Genomic DNA, 24,398 nt, shown 5'->3' with positions numbered 1-24,398 from the left:
CGCGGCGCAGTCATAGGCATTTTTCACGATAGATTTATGTCGGGCAGGAGCGAAGCGGCTGAACCGCTTCGCTTTTTTTGGAGAAACCTTACTCAGCGGCCTCGGCGTAGGATTCGACCGGCGGGCAGGAGCACACCAGATTTCGGTCGCCGTAGACGTTGTCGACGCGGTTGACGGGCGACCAGTATTTATCCACGCGGAAGGCACCGGGCGGGTAGCAGGCCTGTTCGCGGGAATAAGGACGATCCCATTCGCCGACAAGGTCTTCCACCGTATGCGGTGCGTTCTTGAGGGGATTGTTGGTTTTGTCCATCCGGCCCTCTTCGATGGCGCGGGCCTCCTCGCGGATTGCCAGCATCGCCTCGCAGAAGCGGTCGAGTTCGGCCTTGGTTTCCGATTCGGTCGGCTCGATCATCAGCGTGCCGGCGACCGGCCAGCTCATGGTCGGGGCATGGAAGCCGCAATCGATCAGGCGTTTGGCGACGTCATCGACGGTGACGCCTGCGCTGTCGACCAGCGGGCGCGTATCGATGATGCATTCATGCGCCACACGACCGGTTTTCGACTTGTAGAGCACGTCGTATGCGCCCTTCAGCCGTGCCGCGATGTAGTTGGCGTTGAGGATCGCAACCTTGGTTGCCTGCGTCAGCCCTTCGCCGCCCATCATCAAGCAATAGCTCCAGGAGATCGGCAGGATGGACGCCGAACCGAAGGCGGCCGCCGAGACCGCGCCGGAGCGTCCGTCCGTTTGCGGGTGGCCGGGCAGGTGCTCCGCCAGATGCGCCTTGACGCCAATCGGTCCCATGCCGGGTCCGCCGCCGCCATGCGGGATGCAGAAGGTCTTGTGAAGGTTCAGGTGGCTGACGTCGGAGCCGATGTCGCCCGGACGGGAAAGACCGACCATGGCGTTCATATTGGCGCCATCGAGATAGACCTGGCCACCATGCTCGTGCACGAGATCACAGATCTCCTTCACCGTTTCCTCGAAGACGCCATGCGTCGAAGGGTAGGTGATCATGCAGCAGGAGAGGTTGGCTGCATATTGCTCGGCTTTGGCGCGGAAATCGACCATGTCGATATCGCCGTCATCGCTGACCTTGATGACGACCACCTTCATGCCGGCCATCTGTGCGGAGGCCGGGTTGGTGCCATGTGCCGAGGTCGGGATCAGGCAGATATCGCGGTGACCTTCGCCATTGGCGATATGGTAGTTGCGGATGGTGAGCAGGCCGGCATATTCGCCCTGCGCGCCGGAATTCGGCTGCATGGAGAAGGCGTCGTAGCCGGTCACGGCGCAGAGCTTTTCCGTCAGATCGTCGATCATCTCGCGATAGCCGAGCGCTTGGTCGGCCGGAACGAAAGGATGAATATCCGAGAATTCAGGCCAGCTTATCGGCAACATCTCAGCTGTTGCATTAAGCTTCATCGTGCAGGAACCGAGCGGGATCATCGAGCGGTCGAGCGCCAGATCGCGGTCGGAGAGCCGGCGGATATAGCGGGTCATTTCGCTTTCGGCGCGGTTCATGTGGAAGATCGGATGCGTCAGATAATCGCTGGTGCGCAGCAGGGTCTTCGGCAAGCGATAGCCAGGCTCGAAATCGGCCAGGCGGAAATTGCCGCCGAAGGCGCGCCAGACGGCTTCCAGCGTTGCCGGGCGCGTGCGCTCGTCGAGGCTCATGCCGATCTTGGTTTTGCCGACCTTGCGCAGGTTGACACCCTCGGCAACGGCAGCGCGCAGGATCAGGCCCTGCATATGGCCGACCTCGACGGTAATGGTGTCGAAGAAGGTCTCTTGCTCGATGACGTAGCCGAGTTTCTCCAGCCCCTTGGCCATCAGCACGGCCTTCTGATGCACCTGCTGGGCGATCGCCTTCAGGCCTTGCGGGCCGTGGAAGACGGCATACATGGAGGCCATGACGGCAAGCAGGACCTGCGCGGTGCAGATGTTCGACGTCGCCTTTTCGCGGCGGATATGCTGTTCGCGGGTCTGCAGCGACAGGCGATAGGCGCGATTGCCGCGCGCATCGACCGAGACGCCGACCAGACGACCCGGCATGGAGCGCTTATAGGCATCCTTGACGGCCATATAGGCCGCATGTGGGCCACCATAGCCGACCGGCACGCCAAAGCGCTGCGAGCAGCCAACGGCAATATCTGCGCCCATTTCGCCGGGCGACTTCAACAGGGTCAACGCCAACGGGTCAGCAGCGACGACGGCGATGGCGCCGGTCTGGTGCAGTCTGGCGATCAGGCCGGTGAAGTCATGGATGTGACCATGCGTGCCCGGATACTGGAAGATGGCGCCGAAGACGTCGACGGGATCCAGATCGGTGAAGGGATTGCCGACAATGACCTTCCAGCCGAGCGGCTCTGCACGGGTCTCGATCAGAGCGATCGTCTGCGGATGGCACTCGGCGTCGACGAAGAAGGCCTTGGCCTTGGATTTCGCCACGCGCTCGGCCATCGCCATGCCTTCGGCGGCGGCGGTTGCTTCATCAAGCAGCGAGGCGTTGGCAACATCAAGGCCGGTGAGGTCGCAGATCATCGTCTGGTAGTTCAGGAGCGCCTCAAGGCGGCCCTGGCTGATTTCCGGCTGATAGGGCGTATAGGCGGTGTACCAGGCCGGGTTTTCCAGGATGGTGCGCTGAATGACCGGCGGCGTGATCGTGCCGTAATAGCCCTGGCCGATCAGCGACACGAGCACCTTGTTCTTGTTGGCAGTCTCGCGCAGCTTGTCGAGAGCCTCGCGCTCCGTCATCGGCGCGCCCCAAACGAGGGGCGCCTTCTGGCGGATGGAGGGCGGCAATGTCGCATCGATCAGCTTGTCGAGGCTGCCATAACCGATCACCTTCAACATATCGGCCATCTCCGAGGGAGACGGGCCGATATGACGGCGATTGGCGAAGTCGTAGGGCTGATAATCGGTGAATGTGAATTCCGTCGGCGTCGTCATTCCTTGATGAACTCCTTATAGCCAGATTCATCAAACAAAGCATTTGCATCTACCACATTCTTCAACTTGATCTTGAAGAACCAGCCTTCTCCCATCGGATCGTTATTGACGAGCTCCGGATCATCCACAATCGCGCTGTTGATTTCGGTGATCTCGCCGGCAAGCGGACAATAGACATCGGAGGCCGCCTTGACGGATTCGACGACTGCCGCGCCTTCGCCCTTGTCGAGATTGGTGCCGACGTCAGGCAGTTGCACGAAAACGAGATCGCCGAGTTGTTTGGTTGCAAACTCCGTGATCCCCACAGTCGCAACGTCGCCTTCGATATTCAGCCACTCGTGTTCATCGGTAAATTTCAGCATGGATAATCCTCTCTGGGCTATGACGTCTTAGCGTTTGTAGGTCGGGGTGATGAAAGGCAGGGCGGAGACCCGGACGGGCAGGTACTTGCCGCGCACGTCCGCGTAGACCAGCGTGTCGGGTGCGGCGAAGCTGACGGGCAGGTAGCCCATGGCGACCGGAGCTTCGACGCTCGGGCCGAAGCCGCCGGAGGTGACTTCGCCAATCTCGGTCTTGCCCTCGGCATCAGCGTAAAGCTTGGCATGGCCGCGAACCGGCGCCTTGCCTTCCGGCTTCAGGCCGACGCGCCGACGCGTGGCGCCACTGTCGAGTTCGGCAAGGATGCGGGCGCTGCCAGGGAAGCCGCCGGCACGCAGGCCACCGGTCTTGCGGGCTTTCTGCATGCCCCATTCCAGCGCGGCCTCGACCGGCGTCGTCGTCTGGTCGATGTCATTGCCGTAGAGGCAAAGTCCGGCTTCGAGGCGCAGGGAGTCGCGGGCGCCGAGGCCGATCGGCTGGACGTCGGGATGTTCAAGTAGCCGCTTGGCGATGTCCTCGGCCTTGTCGGCCGGTACGGAAATCTCAAAACCATCCTCGCCGCTATAGCCCGAGCGCGAGACCAGACAAGAAACGTCGTGTAGGCGACAATGGCGCACATCCATGAATTTCATATAGGCGAGGTCGGCCCAGAGCTCGGCAAGGACGGCGACGGCGCGCGGCCCCTGTAATGCGATCAGGGCGCGATCCAGTAAAGTGATTTCACAGATATCGCCGATATGATCTTGAAGATACTTAAGATCTTCCTCCTTGCAGGAGGCATTGACGACGACGAAAAGATAGTCGTCCATATGGGTGATCATCAGATCGTCGAGGATGCCGCCATTGTCGTCGGTGAAGAAACCATAGCGCTGACGTCCTTCCGCGAGGCCAAGGATATCGACGGGCACGAGGCTTTCGAGCGCCAGCGCCGCATCCTCATATTTGCCGGAGCGGGCGCGGATCGTCACCTGGCCCATATGGGAAACGTCGAACAGACCGGCGGATGCGCGGGTCCAGAGATGCTCCTTCATCACGCCGGCGGGATATTGCACCGGCATGTCATAGCCGGCGAACGGCACCATGCGGGCACCAAGCGACAGATGCAGGGCGTGAAGGGGTGTCTTGTTCAGGGCAGCGGTCTCGTCCAAATGACGTCTCCGGGGTTTGCGCTCGGTTAAAAGCGCAGGGCTCAAAATTTCGGCGCAGCTGCGCCTTACGATGAGCCCCCTCTGTCCGTTTGCCTGAGATTGTTATCCCTTCGGCGAACGCTTGCGCGTTTCTCTCCAGAGTTCCGTCTGCCCCTTGCTGGTCCTTTGGCCTGAGAGTTTCCGGGGCGGTTGCTCCTTCGGCACCGGCTTGCACCGGATTCTCCCAACAAGGTTGAGTGCCATTATCTGGTAGTCGTCAGAGATGGCAAGGGGCAAATGTCGCCCTTGAACAAATTTTTGTCGCGCGGCTTGTTTGAGCACACGCGGAAGTGCGCGACTGGCGGATGCGAGGGACTTTGCAATGACGCCTCGAGAGGCTATCCCATGAAGCCAATGGAGAGGCAGGGTAGGAGACAATGATGAACCACAATTATGCCGCCGCGTTGATGATATCGGCGACCGTATTTTCGTTTTCGGCGACAGCCGTCATGGCGCAGCAGAGCAACGACGCCAATAGCATGCACGGGATGCACATGGATGCGGGCAAGGCGCCGGCGGGTTCGGCAACGGCCAAGCTCGGCGATCTCGACATCAGCGGTGGCTACGTCCGCGCCATGCTGCCGGGCCAGCCGGTCGGCGGCGGCTACATCACCATCCACAATGGCGGCAAGAGCGACGACAAGCTTACCTCCGTCACATCGTCGCAAGCCGGCAAGGTCGAGCTGCATCAGATGAAGATGGAGGGCGAGGTCATGAAGATGCGCGAAGTGAAGGAAGGCATCGCCATTCCTGCCGGCGCCACCGTGACGCTTTCGCCGAGCACCATGCACATGATGTTCAAGCAGGTGAAGGCGCCATTCAGGCAAGGCGGCACCGTGCCGGTCATGCTGATGTTCGAGAAGGCGGGGATGGTTGACATCAACTTGCCCGTTGTTGCGCCGAACGCAAACTGAGGTTTGCGCGGCCACCGAAGTGCGAATGCCGTCATAAAATTCCCACCTATGGACAATTCCGGTTTCCACTTTCCCTCGAAATGCTCTAAAGCCACGTCAAAAGGCCGGGATGGACCGGCCCTGGGGCGAGATCGTCTCCAGTTCCCTGATTTGGCATGAAGTTGCCCGAAACCGTTTCACACCTTTCGGGACCACGCCGCGACTTTTGAAAGAAGAAGAATGGCCGGGATTGAGCATATAGAGGTCGAGCCTGACGAGGCCGGCATGCGCCTCGACCGCTGGTTCAAGGTGCACTTCCCAGGGCTCGGCTTTGGGCAGTTGCAGAAGCTGATGCGTTCCGGTCAGGTGCGTGTCGACGGCGGCCGCGTGAAGACCGATGCGCGCGTGCAGCCGGGACAGATCGTGCGGATACCGCCGCTGGACGTCGACGCAAAAGGGGTGAAGAGCGGCCCGATCGGCAACAAGGATATGAAGCATTCCAGCGACGCCGATCTTCTGGCGCGCATGCTGTTGCATGAGGACGAGAAGGTCTTCGTGCTGAACAAGCCGGCCGGCCTTGCCGTGCAGGGCGGCTCCGGCCTTACTCGTCATCTCGACAAGATGCTTGAGGCGTGGACGAGCAAGAAGGGCGAAAAGCCGCGCCTGGTACATCGTCTCGACCGCGACACGTCCGGCGTCCTCGTCGTCGCCCGCACCCGAGGTGCGGCGCAGAAACTGACGGCCGCCTTCCGCGAACGCGACACCAAGAAGACCTATTGGTCGCTGGTAAAGGGCGTGCCGCGCAAGCACGAAGACAAGATCTCGACCTGGCTGGTCAAGGAAGCCACCCCCGATGGCGACCGCATGCGTATTGCCAAGCATGGAGAAGACGGCGCCGATCACGCCATCACCTATTATCGCGTGCTTGAAACCGCGGCGCAGAGCCTCGCCTGGCTGGAGATGGAGCCCTATACCGGCCGTACGCACCAGTTGCGCGTCCATGCGCTGCATATGGGGCATCCGATCATCGGCGATCCCAAATATTTCGACGACGATCATAACTGGGATTTTCCGGGTGGCGTTCAGAACCGGCTGCATCTGCATGCCCGCCACATCGATATTCCGCATCCCAATGGCGGCCGTTTGCGCATCACCGCGCCATTGCCGCCGCATATGGTGCAGACTTGGAACCTTCTCGGCCTTGATATGGCATCGGCGGGGGAGCCGGACGACGAATGAGCCTCGTTCTTTTCGATTGCGACGGGACGCTGGTCGACAGTGCGCGGCTGATCCACGAGGTTATGGCCCGCACCTTCGTCGACTTCGGCCACAAGCGACCTGACGTTGCTTCCACCAAGTCGATCATCGGCCTGACGCTCGATATCGCGATTGCCCGCATGCAGGGCAAGCCGCATGTCGATGACGAGGCGATCGCCATGACGGCGCATTACAAAGCAATCTATCCCGGCGTACGAGACGAGGCGGATATGCAGACGCCGCTGTTCGACGGCATCAAGCCGCTGATCGAGACGCTGGCCGCCCGCGAGGGGTTGCTGCTGGGTGCGGTCACCGGCAAGTCGCGCCGCGGCCTGACGTATATTCTCGAGGCGAACGGCTTTGCGCCTTATTTCGTCGTTTCGCGTACCGCCGACGATTGCCCCTCGAAGCCGCATCCGGCGATGGTGACGGAGTGCTGCGGCGAGACGGGCGTGGATCCGCATGATACCATTGTCATCGGTGATGCCATCTATGATATGCAGATGGCCAAGGCAGCGGGTGCGACCGCGATCGGCGTCGCCTGGGGCTATGCCTCGGTGGAAGAACTGCTGGCCGCCGGCGCTGACGCCATTGCCCATCATCCGAATGACCTATTGAGCCATATTCTCTGAGGTGACGCCATGCGCGACCTGTTGAACGACCTTTCCGAAGGTTTGAGCCACCCCGACCCGATCCGCCGTGCGCAGATCCAGATGAAGAAGCCTTTGCCGAAGCGCTTCTACAAGGACGTGGGCATCCGCGAGGGCGAGGATGCCCACGTGATCGAGCTGGACGGCAAGGTGGTGAAGACGCCAGCTCGACGATCGCTCGCGGTGCCGACCGAGGCGCTGGCGAAACTTGTGGCGACCGAATGGGCGCGGCAGGTAGAGATCATCGACCCAGCCGTCATGCCGGTCACGCGCCTGGTCAATACAGCGCTCGATGGCGTGGCGACCGATCCGCAAGCGGTCTTCGAGGATATTCTGCGCTTTTCCTCCAGCGACCTGCTCTGCTATCGCGCCGATCAACCGGAACGGCTGGTGGAACGGCAATCGGAGCGGTGGGATCCGCTGATCGACTGGGCAGCCAACGAGCTCGGCGCCCGCTTCATCGTGGCGGAAGGTGTCATGCATCAGGAGCAGCCGCGCGAGGCGATCGCCGCATTTGCCGTGACGCTGCGCAAATACGACACGCCGTTGGAACTCGCCAGCCTGCACACGATCACCACGCTGACGGGTTCGGCGATCCTGGCGCTTGCCTTTGCCGAGGGTCGACTACCTCTTGCCGAGGTCTGGTCGCTTGCCCATCTCGATGAAGACTGGACGATCGAGCAATGGGGGCATGATGAAGAGGCCGATCATCGCCGCGCCCAGCGCTTCGAAGAGTTTCAGGCGGCAACGGATGTATTTTCTGCGCTTCGCAGTTGAATGTTGTTGATTTCCAGTCCGTTATATCGAACTCTGCATATTACGGGGTTGGGAGTTCGGGACGCGAATCATGCTGCAATTGAGGTCGGGGGCGGTATCGGCGCTCGTGGGATGTTTGGCACTGGCTGGATGCTCGAGTTGGTCGCTGACGGAACCGCCTGCACCGCCGGCCTATGATGTTCGCAGCGCCACTGTTGTTGCCGACCAGGCCGTTCCGCCAGTTCCGCCGACGTTGCTGTCAGCCATCAATGATCACGTCAACGCCGCCATTGCCGTGACGACCCGTGATACGCCATTGCCGAAGGTGGCATTGACGATCCGTGTGACGGACCTTCGCAAGGGGCGTAGCTTCAACAAGGACCGCAATTCGGCAAAGATCAATGTCGATGCTGCCTCGGTCGATACTGGTGCGGTGCTTGCAATCGCTTCCTTCGATATCGTGAACTACACACAGGATCCGACCGCTGCCAACGATCTGATGGCCGAGGATGTTGCCGCTCGTATCCGGTCGATCTTCGTGTTGAAGACGCCGCCGCTGGTGAACTGAGCCTACGGCTTCAAACTATTCCTGCGTCATGCTAAGGCGGATAAGCGCAGAAGAGGGCCATCATGAAAGAGATCCTGCAGGAACTGGAACGTCGCCGGGAGGTCGCAAGGCTCGGAGGCGGGCAGGTGCGTATCGATGCGCAGCATGCGCGCGGCAAGCTGACGGCGCGCGAGCGCATCGACATCTTTCTCGATGAAGGCTCCTTCGAGGAGTTCGACATGTTCGTCGAGCACCGCTCGACCGATTTCGGCATGGACAAGACCAAGATCGCCGGCGATGGCGTCGTCACCGGCTGGGGCACGGTCAATGGCCGTACCGTTTTCTTGTTCGCCAAGGATTTTACCGTCTTCGGCGGCTCACTTTCGCAGGCGCATGCCGAGAAGATCATGAAGGTCCAGGATATGGCGTTGAAGAACCGCGCGCCGATCATCGGGATCTATGATGCCGGCGGCGCGCGCATCCAGGAGGGCGTGGCGGCGCTCGGCGGCTATGCCGAGGTGTTCCAGCGCAACGTGCTCGCCTCCGGCGTCATTCCGCAGATTTCCATCATCATGGGACCTTGCGCCGGCGGCGACGTCTATTCGCCGGCGATGACCGACTTCATCTTCATGGTGCGCGACACCTCCTATATGTTCGTCACCGGCCCGGATGTGGTGAAGACCGTCACCAACGAGACCGTGACCTCCGAGCAGCTCGGCGGCGCCTCCGTGCACACGACCAAATCCTCGATTGCCGACGCCGCCTACGATAACGACATCGATACCCTGATGCAGGTGCGCCGGCTCATCGATTTCCTGCCGCAGTCGAATACCGCGGCCCTGCCGGAAATCGAGTGCTACCAATCGGTCACCGACCCGGACATGTCGCTCGACACGATCATCCCAGCCAATGCAAACAAGCCCTATGACATCAGGGAGCTGATCCTGAAGGTGGCGGACGAGGGGGATTTCTTCGAGATCCAGGCGAGCTTCGCCAAGAACATCGTCTGCGGCTTTGGCCGGATCGAGGGGGCCACGGTCGGTTTCGTAGCCAACCAGCCCATGGTGCTTGCCGGCGTGCTCGATAGCGACGCCTCACGCAAGGCGGCGCGTTTCGTGCGCTTCTGCGACTGCTTCAATATCCCGATCGTCACCTTCGTCGACGTGCCCGGTTTCCTGCCAGGCACGGCGCAGGAATATGGCGGGCTGATCAAGCACGGCGCCAAGCTGCTCTTCGCTTATGCTGAAGCCACCGTGCCGAAGCTCACCGTCATCACCCGCAAGGCTTTCGGCGGTGCCTATGACGTCATGGCGTCGAAACATCTGCGCGGCGATCTCAACTATGCCTGGCCGACTGCACAGATTGCCGTCATGGGCGCCAAGGGCGCGGTCGAGATCATTTTCCGCAAGGATATAGCCGATCCGGAGAAGATCGCGGCGCATACGAAGATGTATGAAGATCGTTTCCTGTCACCCTTCGTCGCCGCCGAGCGCGGCTATATCGACGAGGTGATCAAGCCACACTCGACCCGGCGTCGGCTGGCGCAGGGTTTGAAAATGCTGCGCAACAAGAATCTGACCAATCCATGGAAGAAGCACGACAACATTCCACTTTAGGTACGTGACAACAAGTCACGGATTTTACACGGTAAATTGATTGGACGTCAGAATCCGTGTTTTCACGTTCGCAACCGACCTCTCTAATGCTTTCATTTGGGGGACTTAGAACTGGAGTTTAAAATGGCGCTTTCCGATCGGCTGAATCAATACCAGCCTTATGCACTTGCTGTCCTGCGTATCGTTACCGGCGTCCTGTTCATCGAACATGGCACGCAGAAGCTTTTCGGCTTTCCGGCCGGCGGTCAATTTCCAAGCCCGCTGCCAACCCTGCTTTTGGTTCAGGGTCTTCTCGAGGTCATCGGCGGACTGGCAATAGTCGTCGGCTTCTTTACCCGTCCCGTCGCATTCATCCTCTGCGGCAACATGGCGGTCGCCTATTTCATGGCGCATTACCCGAAGGATTTTTACCCCGCCAACAATGGCGGCGACGCAGCTATCCTTTATTGCTTCGTCTTCTTGTTCCTGATCTTCGCGGGTCCCGGTCTCCTGGCCATCGACAATCGCAAGAAGTAATCGATCCCAACGTCTGGCTCGGCCAATCTCCGGGTCCGACACATTATCATAACCCCCATCTGCATCGGGCGCGGCGCGCAAAAGCTCTTCAGCTTTTCGCCCGCGCCCTTTGCAATTACGATATTGCTCTTCCTGTCGGGGTGATTGGAGCTCGCACGCCTCAGGCAGCGAGCTTGAGCCCGGCAATGCCTGCAACGATCAGGCCGATGCAGAACAGGCGAACGAGGGTTGCGGGATCGCCCAGCAACCAGATGCCAAGTAGGACGGTGCCGACCGTACCGATGCCCGTCCAGACGGCATAAGCCGTGCCCATCGGCAAAGTCTTCACCGCCAGCCCCAGCAATACGACGCTGATAACCATCGAGATGACGGTGAGGATTGTCGGCATCGGTCGGGTGAAACCATCCGTGTATTTCAGGCCGATGGCCCAACCGATTTCAAATAGACCTGCGAGGAAAAGCAGGAACCAAGCCATTTTACGCTCCTTTGTGAGAGCGAGGCCGTCCCCGCGGTATTTTACGGTCGGTAATCCGATACCGGCCGCCGCAGTCGTCTGCGCGGGTAGATATATGCCTCAGTTGCATCGGTTTTTCAACCTGAGGATTGCATGGCTGCTATGCCACTTGTTTCATGCCAGCCGCTCGGCATGCCACTTCAGATGGTCGTCCATGAAGCTGGAGATGAAATAGTAGGAGTGGTCGTAGCGCTCATGCATGCGCAGCGTCAGACCGATGCCGGTGCCCTTGATCGCCTCTTCGAACAGCCAGGGGCGTAGGCCGGTTTCCAGGAAACTGTCGGCCTTGCCCTGGTCGATCAGGAACTCGGGGAAACGGGCGCCATCCTCGACAAGCGCGCAGGCATCGTATTTCCGCCAGGCGGCCTTGTCGGCTCCGAGATATTTTTCCAGGGCCGGTGCCGACCAATCGGCGGTCGAGGGCTGGACGATCGGCGCGAAGGCAGAGCAGCTCTTGAAGCGATCCGGATTCTTCAGCGCGATGGTCATCGCACCGTGGCCGCCCATGGAATGGCCGAAGATGCCCTGCCTGCTCATGTCGGCTCGGAACTGTTCGCTGATCAAGGCGGGCAGTTCCTCGGTGATGTATGTGTACATCTTGTAGTTCTCGGACCACGGCTCCTCGCTGGCATCGAGATAGAATCCGGCGCCTTTGCCCATCTGCCAATTGGTCAACTCGTCCGGCACGTCGTTGCCGCGTGGACTGGTATCCGGGCAGACGATGATCAGACCGAGCTCAGCCGCCATGCGACGATATTCACCTTTTTCCATGACGTTGGCATGGGTGCAGGTGAGGCCGGAAAGATACCAGACGACCGGGCAGGGCTGAGTGATCGCCTGCGGCGGCACGAAGACAGCGAAGGTCATCTCGCCCTGGCAGATCACGGACTCATGCGAAAAGACGCCCTGCATGCCGCCAAAGGCGGTGTTCTGGGAAATGATATTCAAGACTGGTCTCCAGACGGATTGTGGGCTTTTGCCCGCCGGCAGAGCCGGTCGAATGTTTCAAGAAAGGCCGAGCGGTCGCGCGGCGAAAAGGCGGCGTTGTAGCCCTTGCTTTCGCCGGTCTCGCGCAGATGGGCGCCAAGGTCGCGCATCGCGGTGGCCATTCCGATATTGGCGATATCGAAGATGCGGCCGGTCGGCCCGGTCACCAGCGCGCCGGTGGCGACACAGCGCCCGGCGAGCGGCACATCGGCGGTGATGACGATATCGCCGGGACCGGCGTGCTCGGCAATCCAATTGTCGGCGGCATCAAAAGCGCTAGAGACGATGATATTCTTCACCATCGGATCGCGCGACGGCCTGAGACCGGAATTGGCCACAAGCGTCACCTCGATGCCGTGGCGCTCGGCAACTTTCAAAATCTCCGGCTTGACCGGGCAGGCATCGGCGTCGACATAGATCATTTGATACTTCAATAGTTAGAATAGCATACGGTGCTTAACTCATGCACCGCATGCAGCTCTGTTGGCGGCAATCAGTACACCACCACGCCCCGAATGCTTTCGCCCGAGTGCATCAGCTCAAAACCCTTGTTGATGTCTTCGAGCGGCATGGTGTGGGTGATCATCGGATCGATCTGGATCTTGCCCTGCATGTACCAATCGACGATCTTCGGCACATCGGTGCGACCGCGCGCGCCGCCGAAGGCGGTGCCCATCCAGTTGCGGCCGGTGACCAGCTGGAACGGACGGGTGGAGATTTCCTGGCCTGCGCCGGCAACGCCGATAATAACGGACTTGCCCCAGCCGCGATGCGAGGATTCGAGCGCTTGACGCATGACCTTGGTGTTACCGGTGCAGTCGAAGGTGTAGTCGGCGCCACCGATCAGGTCGCCGTTGCGCTTCGTCAGGTTGACGAGGTAGGGCACGATGTCGTCACCGACATCCTTCGGATTGACGAAATGCGTCATCCCGAATTTTTCGCCCCAGGCCTTGCGGTCATTGTTGATATCGACGCCGATGATCATGTCGGCACCGGCAAGGCGCAGGCCCTGAAGCACGTTGAGACCGATGCCGCCGAGACCGAAGACGATCGCAGTCGAGCCGATTTCGACCTTGGCAGTGTTGATGACCGCGCCGATGCCGGTCGTCACGCCGCAGCCGATGTAGCAAATCTTGTCGAAGGGCGCGTCGGGATTGACCTTGGCGAGCGCGATCTCAGGCAGGACCGTGTAGTTGGCGAAGGTCGAGCAACCCATATAGTGGTGGATCTTGTCCTTGCCGATGGAGAAGCGCGAGGTGCCGTCGGGCATCAGGCCCTGGCCCTGGGTGGCGCGGATCGAGGTGCAGAGATTGGTCTTGCGCGACAGACAGGAATAGCATTCGCGGCACTCCGGCGTATAAAGCGGAATGACGTGATCACCCTTCTTGACCGAGGTCACGCCCGGACCGACATCGACGACGATGCCTGCACCTTCGTGGCCAAGAATGGCCGGGAACAGACCCTCCGGATCGGCACCCGACAGCGTGAAGTCGTCGGTATGGCAAATACCGGTGGCCTTGACCTCGATCAGCACTTCGCCGGCCTTCGGGCCTTCGAGCTGCACGGTCATGACTTCGAGCGGTTTACCTGCCTGAACGGCAACGGCGGCGCGTACGTCCATCGTTTCATTCCCTTCTAATAATGATTTGGTCGGCGCGACATTCGCATGAGCGCGCAGTACGTCTCAAGCTAAAAATCAGACACTTAATGCCGTATTTTGATCAGTCGAACTCCATGATCACCGCATCGACGGCGAGGCTTTCACCGGGCTTGGCGTTGATCTTGCCGACGGTCAGGTCACGCTCGGCGCGCAACACGTTCTCCATCTTCATCGCCTCGACGATCGCCAGCGTCTCCCCGGCCTTGACCTCCTGTCCCTCGGCGACCGCAATGGCGACGACGAGGCCCGGCATGGGGCAGAGCAGCAGCTTTGACGTATCCGGCGGCAATTTCACCGGCATGAGCCTGTCGAGTTCCGCCTGCTTCGGAGTAAAGACCCTGGTCCGGACGGAGAGCCCCTGCCAGTCGATGCGCAAACCATTGAGAAAGGGACGGATCTGCGCTGTCACCTTGCGCCCGCCGACCGAGCCGGCCCAAACGGCATCGCCTGGACGCCACTCGGTGGTAACCGTGAAGCTGTCACCGGCGATCTGCATGTCCATTTCGAACGGGATGGTAACGAGGCCGTCGAGCAGCGTAATCGGAATATAATCCGCGCCAAGCTTGACCACCCATTCTTCGCGCAATGGCCCCGTGGCCGGCCGCAACCTGTCGGCATAGCGCTCACGTCGGTTGGCATCGACCAGGCCGCAGGAGAGGGCAATGGCCGCCAGCAGTGCGGCTTCGCCGCCATCCGGCGTCATTGGAGCAAAACCATCAGGATATTCTTCTGCGATAAAGCCGGTCGACAGGCTGCCTTCACGCCAGCGCGGATGCTTCATCAGCGCCGAGAGGAACGGCATGTTGTGCTCGATGCCGTCGACGACGAAGCCGTCCAATGCCTCACCCATGGCGTCGATCGCTTCAAGCCGTGTCGGTGCCCAGGTGCAGAGCTTGGCGATCATCGGGTCGTAATACATCGAGATTTCAGCGCCCTCGAAGACGCCGGTATCGTTGCGAACGATCATCTTGCCGTTCTTGCCTTCGCGCGGCGGGCGATAGCGAGTCAAACGGCCGATCGACGGCAGGAAGTTGCGGTAGGGATCCTCGGCATAGAGACGGCTTTCGATCGCCCAGCCGTTTAACTTGATGTCATCCTGCTTGAATGGCAGCTTTTCTCCGGCGGCAACCCGAATCATCTGCTCGACAAGATCAATGCCGGTCACGAGTTCGGTCACCGGATGCTCGACCTGCAGGCGGGTGTTCATTTCGAGGAAATAGAAATTGCGGTCGCGATCGACGATGAACTCGACGGTGCCGGCGCTCTGGTAGTCGACCGCCTTGGCAAGCGCCACGGACTGCTCGCCCATCGCCTTGCGTGTCGCCTCGTCAAGGAAAGGCGAGGGTGCCTCCTCGGCGACTTTCTGGTTGCGGCGCTGGATCGAGCATTCGCGCTCCCCGAGATAGACGACATTGCCGTGACCATCGGCCAGCACTTGGATTTCGATATGCCTGGGATCGACCACGAATTTCTCGATGAAGACACGGTCGTCGCCGAAGGAGCTTTTCGCCTCGGAACGGGCGCGATCAAAACCATCGCGCACTTCATCCTTGCTCCAGGCGATACGCATGCCCTTGCCGCCGCCGCCCGCCGACGCCTTGATCATCACGGGATAGCCGATTTCGCCCGCGATCTTTTCTGCGTGGTCGGCATCGTCGATGACGCCGAGATAGCCGGGCACGGTGGAGACCTTGGCGGCGTTGGCGAATTTCTTCGATTCGATCTTGTCGCCCATGGCCTTGATGGCCTTCGGTTTCGGGCCGATGAAGATGATGCCTTCCTTCTCCAGAGCTTCACAGAAGGAGGCGCGTTCCGAGAGGAAGCCGTAGCCGGGGTGCACCGCTTCGGCTCCGGTTTCTTTGCAGGCGGCGATGATCTTTTCGGCAACAAGATAGCTTTCGGCGGCAGGGGCTGCGCCGATATGCACGGCTTCGTCGGCCATCTCGACATGCAGGGCGTCGCGATCCGCGTCTGAATAAACCGCGACAGTCAGGATCCCCATTCGACGCGCGGTCTTGATCACACGGCAAGCGATCTCGCCGCGGTTGGCGATCAGGATTTTCTTGAACATGGAAACTCCGCCCAATGCATATGCCCTGCTAGCGTTTTAGCCACAAATCGCCCCGGCGGTCCATGCGGAAGATAAAGGCCCTCAAGCCGATGTCATCAATCGCGACTGCACCCGCTCGCGCCAGATGATGAACAGGCCCGATCCAACGATGATCAGGATGCCGATCCATTTGGAAAAATTAGGAAAATCACCGAACAGCGCATAACCAAGAATAGTGGCGGAGATGATCTCGAAATATTGAAAGGGCGCCAGCAACGATAACGGCGCAAGCCGGAATGCGCGGACGACCAGCAGATGGGCATAGCCGGATACCGCGCCGAGAATCAGCAGCAGTGCGAGACCGAGCCAGGAAGCGGGCAGGGACGGTACGAAATCGGTAGCGCCGGCTGAGGCTCCGATCCACAGCGCGCCTGTCATGAAGATCGTGCCGCCGATACCGGCCATGGTCTGCATGGTCAAAGGTGAATCGGCGTCGCCAACGGCGCGGTTCATGAAGAGATAGAGCGCGAACAGAAAGGCGCAGGCGACCGGCAGCAGCGCCTTCAGGCCGAAAATCTCGAAGCTCGGCTGGATGACGATCATAGCGCCGCCGAAGCCGACGACGATCGCCAGCCAGCGCCGCCAGCCGACCCTGTCGCCGAGAAACAGCGCCGAGAGCGCGGTCAAAATGAAGGGCTCGACGAAATAGATGGCGAAGACGTCGGCAAGCGGCATGTATTTGACCGCTGCGAAGAACAGCAGGCTCGCTGCGCCGTGCAATGCGCCACGCAACAGGTTCATCCACGGCCGCTTGGCCGAAAGCGCCCCCCAGCCGAACGCAAAAAAGAGCAGCGGCAGGGTGCAGACGAGCTGAAAGAAGAAGCGATAGAAGGTCACCTGTCCCGGCGACATCGCCTCGAAGGTCGCCATATATTTGGCGATGGCATCCATCACCGGCAACACGATCATGGCACCGGCCATGATGGCCATACCTTGCAGAGGGTTTTGCTGGGCGGGAGCGGTGACGATAGCGGACATGACCGGACATCAATCACAGGAACGCCATTCGATCAAGGCATCGGGTGCAACCTGTCTTTTTCAATTGGTTGTACCATTTGACGTAAAGTGCCGGACTTTCCCAAATCGGACACATCGAGGTCGCTACATGACGCCTCTAGACCTATATCCGCCTGGTTAATCCGCTAAAAATTTAAGCGCGCCGCTCAGAATTTCACCGGCGCGACCAAAACGGAGGATCGCACCGATGTTGAAGACGGAACATGAGACGACCGTTTTTTCGGATGAAAGCGACGATACCCTGGGGGGGCGCATCTCCATGGCCCGCGATGCCGCCGGCATCAGCCTCGAATCATTGGCAAGCCAGCTTGGCGTAAACAAGGAAACGATGCTCGCCTGGGAATCGGACCGTTCGGAACCGAAAGCGGCCGTTCTGGCCGCGATGGCCGGCCTGTTCGGCGTTTCGCCTGCCTGGCTGATGACCGGTACGGGGGACGGGCCGCGCGACGATAGTGAAGAACGGGCGCTGGAAGCGGTTCGGAGCGAATTGTCCCGCCTGCGTTCCGCCCATCAGGACATTGGCCGGTTGATCGAGACGACGACACGCCAGCTGGAAAGGCTTGACCATCAGATTCGGCTACGCAACGTCAGCAAGGACGTCGCGCATTAGACCTCATTGGCTGTTTCGCCGAAAACCTGCTCGAAAGCCTCGCGCAGTCGGATATCCACATCCGTCATCATTACCGGCAGGCCGAGATCGACCAGGCTAGTGACGCCATAGGCGGATATTCCACAGGGGACGATGCCTGAGAAATGGCTGAGGTCGGGATCGACGTTCAGCGACAGGCCGTGAAACGTCACCCATTTGCGCACGCGGATGCCGAGTGCGGCGATCTTGTCCTCTGTCATGGTCCCATCCGGCAGCAGCTGTTTTTCCGGACGGCGCACCCAGACGCCGACGCGATCCTCGCGGCGCTCACCGCGGACATTCATCGAGTCGAGCGTGCGGATGATGACTTCTTCCAGCGCGGCCACGAAAGCGCGGATATCCTGACGCCGGCGTTTCAGATCGAGCATGACATAGGCCACGCGCTGGCCGGGGCCATGATAGGTGTATTCGCCGCCGCGCCCGGTGGTGAAAACCGGAAAACGATCGGGCTCGATGAGATCGGCCGCGTTGGCGCTGGTGCCGGCCGTATATAGAGGAGGGTGCTCGACCAGCCAGACGAGTTCCGACGCCTGGCCATCGGCAATGGCGGCGACTTCCGCCTCCATGGTTGCCACCGCCTCGTCATAGGGCACGGGACAGTCGGCGATGCGCCAACGCACCGGCGGTGAATCAATAAGTGGAAACATTTGGTGTTCGAGATCGGTGCGTAGCATCCTGCCAGTCCTTTGCACGCCTGCGGCCGCGCATCTCATATAAAGTCAACGAGCCGGCAAGCACCGCCTATATGGAGGCTTTCACAGGGGAATTCAAACAGTTGTGAAACTCTTCAAAAAAACTGACACATATCTCTTGTGCCCCCCGAGTGCTTTTGCTACATGCAGCCCCGCCGGAGCAATCCAGCAACTACCACGATGCGGTCGTGGCGGAATTGGTAGACGCGCAGCGTTGAGGTCGCTGTGGGGCAACCCGTGGAAGTTCGAGTCTTCTCGACCGCACCAAACAAGAAACCCGCTTCGGCGGGTTTTTTTGTTTTTCTACTCCGCCGGAGTTTTCTACATCCTTTTAAGTTGCGCGATATGTGATATACTCGCGTTGGTCGCTGTTTCTGTACAGTTACCGTTCATGTTCGTCGTCATATGGTGTCGCTCATCGAACCCTGATGCTGCGTCGATTGACAAATCAAAGGGGCGAGATGATTAATAGTTTCGACATTCGTCATAGAGCGGAGGATTTGCCAATGACTAGTCGTGCCATCCTGTTGATGTCTTTTGCGTCTTTTGCAGTTTTGGGCTCGATGGCCCTCTCATCGCCGGCCTCTGCGCTAACGATGAAAGAGTGCAGCACCAAATACCAGGCTGCCAAGGATGCGGGTACTCTGAACGGCCAGAAGTGGAATGATTTCCGTGCCGCTCAGTGCGGTGCAGATACATCTGCAACCACTACCGCACCGGCCGCAACGACGCCTGCAAAGACGACCACGACCGCCAAGGTCGATCCCAACGAGCCAGATGTCACCAAGCCACCGGCTAAGGAGCCGGCGAAGCCGACGACCGTCGCTCCGTCGGGCGTGACCTTCCCGACTGCCGTCGATACCAAGTATTCGAGCGAAACGCCCGGCAAGGGCCGCTTCCACACTTGCGTCGACGCCTACAACGCCAACAAGGCTAAGAACAGCCTCAATGGCCTGAAGTGGATCCAGAAGGGCGGCGGCTACTACAGCCTCTGCAACACCAAGCTGAAGGGCTAATCTGCCTCTTCATCTGACAATCAGCGGGCGCCCCAAAGGCGCCCGTATTTTTTGTGCGGAGAGCCAGATCAGGTCTTCGCCTTTTCCCATTTCTTCACCAGCCGATCGCGCTTCAACTTTGACAGCCGCTGCAGCCAGAACAGACCGTCAAGCTGATCGACCTCATGCTGGATGCAAACCGCCAGGAAATCTGCGGCCTCAGCTTCATGGGATTCGCCGGTTATATTCTGATAGCGGAAGCGGATGGCCCTCGGCCTGACAACCTCGTCGGTGAAGCCGGGCATGGAGACACTACCTTCCATATGCCGTATCGTTTCCTCGGAAAACCATGTGATCTCCGGATTGATATAGGTGCGGACGCCGTCCTCGCGGCTAAGCTCGATTACGGTGACGCGCTGGAGAACGCCGATATGGGCGGCAGTGATGCCGACGCCGGGCGCAGCGCGCATGGTATCCAGGAGATCGATGGCCAGACTGCGCAGACCATCGTCGAAGACAGTCACCGGCGCGCAGGCGGTTCTCAACAGTGGATCTGGGAAATGAATGATAGGACGGACTGGCACGGCAATCTCTGTTGACGGAACGATATAGTGACCGCCTAAGGATAGGGGCAATACTAGGCTAATGCCACCGTCTTACAGATCCGACATAAAACGTCAGCTTTCTCGTCTATCCAATTGTTGACAATAAGCTTTTCGCCGTCATTCTCCAGAGCGAAATCCTAGATCTCCATAAATTGAATCGGGAAGGGAGGCGACAATGACCACGACCGACGAAGACGAACGCCTTCGCAAGACCTCCGCGGAGACCGATCCAGATATCTATAATGAGGACGGCGTCGTCCGCTCCGATTTTCTGACCAAGATCAGCGATGCGATCGAGCGGCAGGACGTTGCGTTCCTGCAGCAGAATGTCGTGCGGCTGCACGATTCCGAACTCGGCGATCTTCTCGAATCGCTGCCGCCGCATGAACGTCTGGCGCTCGTGCGATTGCTCGGCAACGACTTTGACATGACGGCGCTGACGCAGGTGGACGAGGCGATCCGCATGGAGATCGTCGACCAGATGCCGAACGACCAGATCGCCGCCGGCATCGGCGAGCTTGATTCGGACGACGCCGTCTACATTCTCGAGGACCTGGATCAGGAAGACCGCGACGAAATCCTGTCGCAATTGCCGTTCACCGAGCGGGTCCGCCTTCGGCGAGCGCTCGATTATCCGGAGCGGTCTGCCGGCCGCCGCATGCAGACCGAATTCGTCGCCGTGCCGCCATTCTGGACGGTTGGCCAGACGATCGACTATATGCGCGACGAAGAAGGGCTGCCGGAAGCCTTCACCCAGATCTTCGTCATCGACCCGACGTTCAAGCTGCTCGGCAGCATCGATCTCGACCGCATCCTCCGGGCCAAGCGCCAGGCAAAGGTCGAGGGCATCATGCGCGAAACCTCGCATCCGATCCCGGCCGAAATGGACCAGGAGGAGGCGGCGCAGCTCTTCGAGCAATACGACTTGCTGTCCGCCGCCGTCGTCGACGAGAATCAACGGCTGGTCGGCGTGCTGACCATTGACGACGTGGTCGACGTCATCAACGAAGAAGCCGACGAGGACATCAAGCGCCTCGGCGGCGTCGGCGACGAAGAACTGTCGGATAACGTCACCTCGACGGTGCGTTCGCGCTTCGTCTGGCTGGCGGTCAACCTGGTCACGGCGATCCTTGCCTCCAGCATCATCGATGTCTTCGACGGCGCGATCGAGAAGATGGTGGCGCTTGCCGTGCTGATGCCGATCGTCGCCTCGATGGGCGGCAATGCCGGCACCCAGACGATGACCGTCACCGTGCGGGCGCTCGCCACCGGCGACCTCGATATCTACAATGCTTTCCGCGTTATCCGCAGGGAAGCGAGCGTCGGCCTGATCAACGGCATGCTCTTCGCCATCATCATGGGTGCCGTCGCCACATTCTGGTTCCATGATTTTCAGCTTGGTATCGTCGTCGGCGCAGCGATGATCATCAATCTGGTCGCGGCGGCCCTTGGTGGCATCCTTCTGCCGCTGATTCTGCATCGCTTCGGCGCCGATCCGGCCATCGCCTCGTCGGCCTTCGTCACCACGGTCACGGATTGCACGGGATATTTCGCATTCCTGGGCATTGCGACGTGGTGGTTCGCCATTCACTAGGCTGAAATGACAGGGGGAGTGCCATCGTGCACAAATTGACTATTACGTAAAAGTCAATATTATGCCCCCTGCAATACAGGGGCGCGCGACTGGTGGACAGATACTATAGCATAACGGAGCTGACGCGGGAATTCGGGGTTTCGACCCGAACATTGCGTTTCTACGAGGACGAAGGTCTTATTCATCCTGAACGCAGAGGCCGCACCCGTCTGTTCCGCACAGCCGACCGTCGTCTTATCATGGAAATCCTGCGCGGCCGCCGCATCGGCTTCACCATCGCCGAAATCCGCGAGATCATCCAGGTCTACAAGGAACCGCCGGGCGAGATGGGCCAGCTGAAACTGCTGATGAAGCGCGTCGACGAGAAACGCAACGAACTGCGCCAGAAGCGCAAGGATATCGAAGACACGCTGACCGAGCTCGACAATGTTGAGGAAGCCTGCCTTGGCCGCCTGGCCGAGATTGGCGTGGGGACCTAAGCCCTCAAATCCAGCGGCGCGTATGCCTGCAATAGAACTCGAATTCGCAGCCGAAGCGGGAGAGCAGGTGCATTTCCTCGCAGCGGATGACCAGCAGCGTCGTCAGCGCCGCCGCCACGGCCGCCATGGCGACGAACCAGACGTTGCCGATCATCAGGCCAAGACTTGCCGTCAGCAGCGTATAGCCGAGATAGGTCGGATTGCGGGTAAAGCGAAACGGCCCCTTGGTCACCAGATGCGCGGTGCAGCGTTGCGTCAGCACGGTGGTGCGGCTTTCGATCAGCGTCTTCACCGCCCAGACATTCAGCGTCACTGCGGCGATGGTGAGAAGAGCGCCGATGCCCCAGCCGATGATGGCCCACAGATAGGGCAGTCTCACCGGATAGTCCTGGTTCAAATACAGCGCCGTTATGACTGCGAGACTATATAATAAAGGCGGCCACGGGAAACTCAGCGACTTGGAACGATAGGCATTCATCGAATAACCCTGTCATTGCGCTTGTTCCGTGCATTGTAGCGCGATTCGGCTGATCCGTTCATCGCTATCTGCCTTAATTGCCCCGGACTCCAGCGGCGAGAAGAGATTCTGCGCCTGCAACTGATCGAGCGTGCACTTGCAGAAGCTGCGGCACATGGCTTCGCTGCCCGATTGCGTACAGGAGGTCTCGCATTGCCTGATATAGCCAACCGTGGGGTCTGGTACCGGAGCAGGCGCGACCAGTGACAGAAGATAGACCAGGCCGAAGAGCAGCGGCTGGTGGACGAGGTAAAAAATCAGGCTGTGTCGGCCGGCGCGGGCGATCAGGTTATGGCCGGGACCAAGCTTCGCCAGAGGCCGGAGCCAGCCGAGCGAGATCGCCAGCTGCGCGATGCCGAGACCGAAAAGGAACGGTGTCAGCCATGGGAAGACGGGCACGTAGTCGTTCGATCGCGGCAGGTTTTCGGACAAGCCGACCCAATAGAGCCAGGGCGTATTGAAAACGGTGGAGTGCAGCGAAAAAGGCGCGATGACATTGTCAACGACGATGCCGGCCAGGAGCAGCACGGCTATCAGCAGCGTTGCGAAGGCCGGCAGGCGCAGGAAGAACAGGCCGATGATGCTGGCCGCTGCGATACTGTGCAGGATGCCAAAGAAGATCCATTCGTCGCGCATGCCGATGAAGGTGACGATGGAAATCGCCACGGCGGCGACCACGATCATGCCGAGGCGTTTGAAATAGGACTGCCAGCGGACTTCAGGCGTGTTGGCAAGGACGAGGCTGACGCCGGCGAGGAACAGGAAGGTGCTGGCGATGGCGCGAGCATAGAATTTCAGCCAGCCGGTTTCCGCCGTACCAGGCTCGAGATAGCCGAAGAATTCGAAATCCCAGGTGCAATGATAGCTCGCCATCGCCAGAAGCGCGATACCACGCGCCGTGTCCAGAATGCCGATGCGGGGCGTTTTCTGCGGCGCATCGATACTCTCGGCGATAACGGCCATTTGGGGAATCCTTCCAGGCATGAATTCAGATCGTCGGCAGCAGATCAGTCATCGCCAACGCGGCGATGTCATGGCACATCGATATCCATGATGGCCAGACGGGCGTCGGAAAAAAACTGCCGGCGGACCAGAACGATGATGATGAACATCGTGGTGACCATGAAGACATAGGGGCTCAGGAACCAGCCGAGATAGCCGATCGACAGGAAGATGGTTCGCAGACCCGCATTGAAATTGCGCGCGGCGATGATGTTCATGCGGATGACGCGCTCTGCGGCCCGCTCCGCCCGCGCGGGATCGAGCTCGGCATCCTGCCGCATCGGCAGGGCACCGAAGAGGATGGTGCAATAGTTGAACAGGCGATAGGCCCAGCCGAATTTGAAAAAGGCGTAGCCGAACAGGCAGGCAAGCCCCGCCACCTTGAGCTCGAAGGCGGCGCGGCCGCCATTGAGGATGAAGGGCAGGTCGGCGAAGAAGGCGTTGACCTTGTCGGTGGCGCCAAGCAGGGCGAAGCAGCTGCCGATGGCGAAGATCGATGTGGAGGCAAAGAAACCGGTGCCGTTCTGCAGGCCGGCCAGAATTTGCGTATCGATCATCTTCAGGTCGCGACGCAATGAATTGTGGATCCATTCGCGCCGGCGCTCGTTCATCGCCAGCGTCAAGCTGGTGCGATTGAAGAAGCTGGCGCTGCTGGTGATCCAGTTCAGGGCAATCCAGAGAAAAATGAAGAGGGCGAGGGCGACATAGTCGACGGTCGTCATGAAGGCAGATTCTCCCAGTCTTTCTATTCCAGACTGTAACGCACGCCTGTTCGGGCGCAATGGCCTTATGTTTGCGCCGCCTCAAGCCTATATGTTATGTCG

At 59.9% G+C, this 24,398-nt stretch carries 25 protein-coding genes, 1 tRNA gene and 1 riboswitch; of the genes, 12 read left to right on the top strand and 14 right to left on the bottom strand.

Annotated features, from left to right (window positions below; translation table 11 throughout):
* Positions 1-88: 88 nt before the first annotated feature.
* The 3 genes from gcvP to gcvT are packed head-to-tail and all read right to left on the bottom strand — an operon-like array spanning position 89 to position 4,479.
* Positions 89-2,953, bottom strand: a complete 2,865-nt coding sequence (gene gcvP / locus AC1RO0_RS01750; RefSeq protein WP_498591251.1) for an aminomethyl-transferring glycine dehydrogenase — start codon at positions 2,951-2,953, stop codon at positions 89-91.
* The gene (gcvH, locus tag AC1RO0_RS01745; protein ID WP_498591249.1) at positions 2,950-3,315 is read right to left on the bottom strand and encodes a glycine cleavage system protein GcvH; all 366 of its coding nucleotides are present in this window, start codon (positions 3,313-3,315) and stop codon (positions 2,950-2,952) included. Before gcvH ends, gcvP begins: the two co-directional genes overlap by 4 nt.
* A gap of 27 nt (positions 3,316-3,342) precedes the next feature.
* Positions 3,343-4,479 carry a glycine cleavage system aminomethyltransferase GcvT gene (gcvT, locus tag AC1RO0_RS01740; protein WP_498591247.1) on the bottom strand — a complete coding sequence of 379 codons (1,137 nt, stop codon included), beginning with the start codon at positions 4,477-4,479 and terminating at the stop codon, positions 3,343-3,345.
* Between the two features lie 148 nt (positions 4,480-4,627).
* A riboswitch (glycine riboswitch) is annotated at positions 4,628-4,715 on the bottom strand.
* Between the two features lie 183 nt (positions 4,716-4,898).
* Here gcvT and AC1RO0_RS01735 point away from each other — a divergent pair.
* The 7 genes from AC1RO0_RS01735 to AC1RO0_RS01705 all read left to right on the top strand — a co-directional run bounded on the left by AC1RO0_RS01735 (position 4,899) and on the right by AC1RO0_RS01705 (position 10,753).
* Entirely contained in the window at positions 4,899-5,432 is a 534-nt protein-coding gene (locus AC1RO0_RS01735; protein WP_498591246.1) for a copper chaperone PCu(A)C, read from the top strand.
* 219 nt (positions 5,433-5,651) lie between these two features.
* A complete protein-coding gene (locus tag AC1RO0_RS01730; RefSeq protein ID WP_498591245.1) occupies positions 5,652-6,650 on the top strand; it encodes an RluA family pseudouridine synthase in 999 nt (332 codons plus the stop codon).
* On the top strand, positions 6,647-7,300 hold the full coding sequence (locus AC1RO0_RS01725) for an HAD-IA family hydrolase (protein WP_498591243.1): 654 nt from the start codon (positions 6,647-6,649) through the stop codon (positions 7,298-7,300). The genes AC1RO0_RS01730 and AC1RO0_RS01725 overlap by 4 nt, the downstream gene beginning before the upstream one ends.
* Positions 7,301-7,309: 9 nt before the next feature.
* A complete protein-coding gene (locus tag AC1RO0_RS01720) occupies positions 7,310-8,095 on the top strand; it encodes an ATP12 family chaperone protein (RefSeq protein WP_498591241.1) in 786 nt (261 codons plus the stop codon).
* Positions 8,096-8,165: 70 nt separating this feature from the next.
* The gene (locus AC1RO0_RS01715) at positions 8,166-8,642 is read left to right on the top strand and encodes a hypothetical protein (protein WP_498591239.1); all 477 of its coding nucleotides are present in this window, start codon (positions 8,166-8,168) and stop codon (positions 8,640-8,642) included.
* Between the two features lie 62 nt (positions 8,643-8,704).
* A complete protein-coding gene (locus AC1RO0_RS01710; RefSeq protein WP_498591238.1) occupies positions 8,705-10,237 on the top strand; it encodes an acyl-CoA carboxylase subunit beta in 1,533 nt (510 codons plus the stop codon).
* Positions 10,238-10,360: 123 nt separating this feature from the next.
* A complete protein-coding gene (locus AC1RO0_RS01705) occupies positions 10,361-10,753 on the top strand; it encodes a DoxX family protein (RefSeq protein WP_007696214.1) in 393 nt (130 codons plus the stop codon).
* Between the two features lie 160 nt (positions 10,754-10,913).
* Here the strand turns inward: AC1RO0_RS01705 and sugE are convergent, their stop codons facing one another.
* From sugE to AC1RO0_RS01675, 6 genes are all read right to left on the bottom strand, one after another.
* A complete protein-coding gene (sugE, locus tag AC1RO0_RS01700; protein ID WP_498591236.1) occupies positions 10,914-11,228 on the bottom strand; it encodes a quaternary ammonium compound efflux SMR transporter SugE in 315 nt (104 codons plus the stop codon).
* A 153-nt stretch (positions 11,229-11,381) separates the two neighbouring features.
* Positions 11,382-12,215: an S-formylglutathione hydrolase gene (gene fghA, locus AC1RO0_RS01695; RefSeq protein ID WP_498591235.1), complete on the bottom strand. Its 834-nt coding sequence runs from the start codon at positions 12,213-12,215 to the stop codon at positions 11,382-11,384.
* On the bottom strand, positions 12,212-12,676 hold the full coding sequence (locus AC1RO0_RS01690) for a YaiI/YqxD family protein (protein ID WP_498591234.1): 465 nt from the start codon (positions 12,674-12,676) through the stop codon (positions 12,212-12,214). The genes fghA and AC1RO0_RS01690 overlap by 4 nt, the downstream gene beginning before the upstream one ends.
* Before the next feature lie 71 nt (positions 12,677-12,747).
* The gene (locus tag AC1RO0_RS01685; RefSeq protein WP_007696195.1) at positions 12,748-13,875 is read right to left on the bottom strand and encodes an S-(hydroxymethyl)glutathione dehydrogenase/class III alcohol dehydrogenase; all 1,128 of its coding nucleotides are present in this window, start codon (positions 13,873-13,875) and stop codon (positions 12,748-12,750) included.
* Positions 13,876-13,975: 100 nt separating this feature from the next.
* Positions 13,976-15,985, bottom strand: a complete 2,010-nt coding sequence (locus AC1RO0_RS01680) for an acetyl-CoA carboxylase biotin carboxylase subunit (protein WP_498591233.1) — start codon at positions 15,983-15,985, stop codon at positions 13,976-13,978.
* Between the two features lie 81 nt (positions 15,986-16,066).
* The gene (locus tag AC1RO0_RS01675; protein WP_498591232.1) at positions 16,067-17,002 is read right to left on the bottom strand and encodes a DMT family transporter; all 936 of its coding nucleotides are present in this window, start codon (positions 17,000-17,002) and stop codon (positions 16,067-16,069) included.
* Positions 17,003-17,228: 226 nt separating this feature from the next.
* Here AC1RO0_RS01675 and AC1RO0_RS01670 point away from each other — a divergent pair, with 226 nt between their 5' ends.
* Positions 17,229-17,651, top strand: coding sequence for a helix-turn-helix domain-containing protein (locus AC1RO0_RS01670; RefSeq protein ID WP_498591231.1), 423 nt, complete (start codon positions 17,229-17,231; stop codon positions 17,649-17,651).
* Here the strand turns inward: AC1RO0_RS01670 and lipB are convergent.
* The gene (gene lipB, locus AC1RO0_RS01665) at positions 17,648-18,364 is read right to left on the bottom strand and encodes a lipoyl(octanoyl) transferase LipB (protein ID WP_498591230.1); all 717 of its coding nucleotides are present in this window, start codon (positions 18,362-18,364) and stop codon (positions 17,648-17,650) included. The two genes, AC1RO0_RS01670 and lipB, sit on opposite strands and share 4 nt — an antisense overlap.
* A gap of 200 nt (positions 18,365-18,564) precedes the next feature.
* Between lipB and AC1RO0_RS01660 the strand changes: the two genes are divergently transcribed.
* A tRNA-Leu gene (locus tag AC1RO0_RS01660) sits at positions 18,565-18,649 on the top strand.
* A 239-nt stretch (positions 18,650-18,888) separates the two neighbouring features.
* Positions 18,889-19,398 (top strand): hypothetical protein, encoded by a 510-nt coding sequence (locus AC1RO0_RS01655; protein ID WP_498591229.1) that lies wholly within the window; start codon positions 18,889-18,891, stop codon positions 19,396-19,398.
* Positions 19,399-19,466: 68 nt separating this feature from the next.
* On the opposite strand, the gene AC1RO0_RS01650 is transcribed toward AC1RO0_RS01655, so the two are convergent.
* Positions 19,467-19,961: a peptide deformylase gene (locus AC1RO0_RS01650; RefSeq protein ID WP_498591228.1), complete on the bottom strand. Its 495-nt coding sequence runs from the start codon at positions 19,959-19,961 to the stop codon at positions 19,467-19,469.
* A 196-nt stretch (positions 19,962-20,157) separates the two neighbouring features.
* On the opposite strand from AC1RO0_RS01650, the gene mgtE reads away from it, so the two are divergent.
* Both mgtE and AC1RO0_RS01640 read left to right on the top strand, forming a co-directional pair.
* The gene (mgtE, locus tag AC1RO0_RS01645; protein ID WP_498591227.1) at positions 20,158-21,576 is read left to right on the top strand and encodes a magnesium transporter; all 1,419 of its coding nucleotides are present in this window, start codon (positions 20,158-20,160) and stop codon (positions 21,574-21,576) included.
* Between the two features lie 92 nt (positions 21,577-21,668).
* Positions 21,669-22,055: a MerR family transcriptional regulator gene (locus tag AC1RO0_RS01640; protein WP_007696178.1), complete on the top strand. Its 387-nt coding sequence runs from the start codon at positions 21,669-21,671 to the stop codon at positions 22,053-22,055.
* Between the two features lie 4 nt (positions 22,056-22,059).
* On the opposite strand, the gene AC1RO0_RS01635 is transcribed toward AC1RO0_RS01640, so the two are convergent.
* From AC1RO0_RS01635 to AC1RO0_RS01625, 3 genes are all read right to left on the bottom strand, one after another.
* The gene (locus tag AC1RO0_RS01635; RefSeq protein WP_498591226.1) at positions 22,060-22,533 is read right to left on the bottom strand and encodes a methyltransferase family protein; all 474 of its coding nucleotides are present in this window, start codon (positions 22,531-22,533) and stop codon (positions 22,060-22,062) included.
* Between the two features lie 12 nt (positions 22,534-22,545).
* Positions 22,546-23,535 carry a heparan-alpha-glucosaminide N-acetyltransferase gene (locus AC1RO0_RS01630; RefSeq protein ID WP_498591225.1) on the bottom strand — a complete coding sequence of 330 codons (990 nt, stop codon included), beginning with the start codon at positions 23,533-23,535 and terminating at the stop codon, positions 22,546-22,548.
* Positions 23,536-23,603: 68 nt separating this feature from the next.
* Complete coding sequence (locus AC1RO0_RS01625; protein WP_007696172.1) at positions 23,604-24,296, bottom strand: DUF599 domain-containing protein; 693 nt, start codon at positions 24,294-24,296, stop codon at positions 23,604-23,606.
* Positions 24,297-24,398 lie beyond the last annotated feature (102 nt).

It is taken from the genome of Rhizobium sp. GW821-FHT14E12 (assembly GCF_058803745.1).
This window is presented reverse-complemented; position numbering and strand designations above follow the sequence as displayed.

Bases quoted from the DNA above. Each gene is read 5' to 3' on its own strand.
- gcvP (WP_498591251.1), bottom strand. From the start codon at position 2,953: ATGACGACGCCGACGGAATTCACATTCACCGATTATCAGCCCTACGAC.
- gcvH (WP_498591249.1), bottom strand. From the start codon at position 3,315: ATGCTGAAATTTACCGATGAACACGAGTGGCTGAATATCGAAGGCGAC.
- AC1RO0_RS01735 (WP_498591246.1), top strand. From the start codon at position 4,899: ATGAACCACAATTATGCCGCCGCGTTGATGATATCGGCGACCGTATTT.
- AC1RO0_RS01730 (WP_498591245.1), top strand. From the start codon at position 5,652: ATGGCCGGGATTGAGCATATAGAGGTCGAGCCTGACGAGGCCGGCATG.
- AC1RO0_RS01725 (WP_498591243.1), top strand. From the start codon at position 6,647: ATGAGCCTCGTTCTTTTCGATTGCGACGGGACGCTGGTCGACAGTGCG.
- AC1RO0_RS01720 (WP_498591241.1), top strand. From the start codon at position 7,310: ATGCGCGACCTGTTGAACGACCTTTCCGAAGGTTTGAGCCACCCCGAC.
- AC1RO0_RS01715 (WP_498591239.1), top strand. From the start codon at position 8,166: ATGCTGCAATTGAGGTCGGGGGCGGTATCGGCGCTCGTGGGATGTTTG.
- AC1RO0_RS01710 (WP_498591238.1), top strand. From the start codon at position 8,705: ATGAAAGAGATCCTGCAGGAACTGGAACGTCGCCGGGAGGTCGCAAGG.
- AC1RO0_RS01705 (WP_007696214.1), top strand. From the start codon at position 10,361: ATGGCGCTTTCCGATCGGCTGAATCAATACCAGCCTTATGCACTTGCT.
- sugE (WP_498591236.1), bottom strand. From the start codon at position 11,228: ATGGCTTGGTTCCTGCTTTTCCTCGCAGGTCTATTTGAAATCGGTTGG.
- AC1RO0_RS01690 (WP_498591234.1), bottom strand. From the start codon at position 12,676: ATGATCTATGTCGACGCCGATGCCTGCCCGGTCAAGCCGGAGATTTTG.
- AC1RO0_RS01685 (WP_007696195.1), bottom strand. From the start codon at position 13,875: ATGGACGTACGCGCCGCCGTTGCCGTTCAGGCAGGTAAACCGCTCGAA.
- AC1RO0_RS01680 (WP_498591233.1), bottom strand. From the start codon at position 15,985: ATGTTCAAGAAAATCCTGATCGCCAACCGCGGCGAGATCGCTTGCCGT.
- AC1RO0_RS01675 (WP_498591232.1), bottom strand. From the start codon at position 17,002: ATGTCCGCTATCGTCACCGCTCCCGCCCAGCAAAACCCTCTGCAAGGT.
- AC1RO0_RS01670 (WP_498591231.1), top strand. From the start codon at position 17,229: ATGTTGAAGACGGAACATGAGACGACCGTTTTTTCGGATGAAAGCGAC.
- lipB (WP_498591230.1), bottom strand. From the start codon at position 18,364: ATGCTACGCACCGATCTCGAACACCAAATGTTTCCACTTATTGATTCA.
- AC1RO0_RS01655 (WP_498591229.1), top strand. From the start codon at position 18,889: ATGACTAGTCGTGCCATCCTGTTGATGTCTTTTGCGTCTTTTGCAGTT.
- mgtE (WP_498591227.1), top strand. From the start codon at position 20,158: ATGACCACGACCGACGAAGACGAACGCCTTCGCAAGACCTCCGCGGAG.
- AC1RO0_RS01635 (WP_498591226.1), bottom strand. From the start codon at position 22,533: ATGAATGCCTATCGTTCCAAGTCGCTGAGTTTCCCGTGGCCGCCTTTA.
- AC1RO0_RS01630 (WP_498591225.1), bottom strand. From the start codon at position 23,535: ATGGCCGTTATCGCCGAGAGTATCGATGCGCCGCAGAAAACGCCCCGC.
- AC1RO0_RS01625 (WP_007696172.1), bottom strand. From the start codon at position 24,296: ATGACGACCGTCGACTATGTCGCCCTCGCCCTCTTCATTTTTCTCTGG.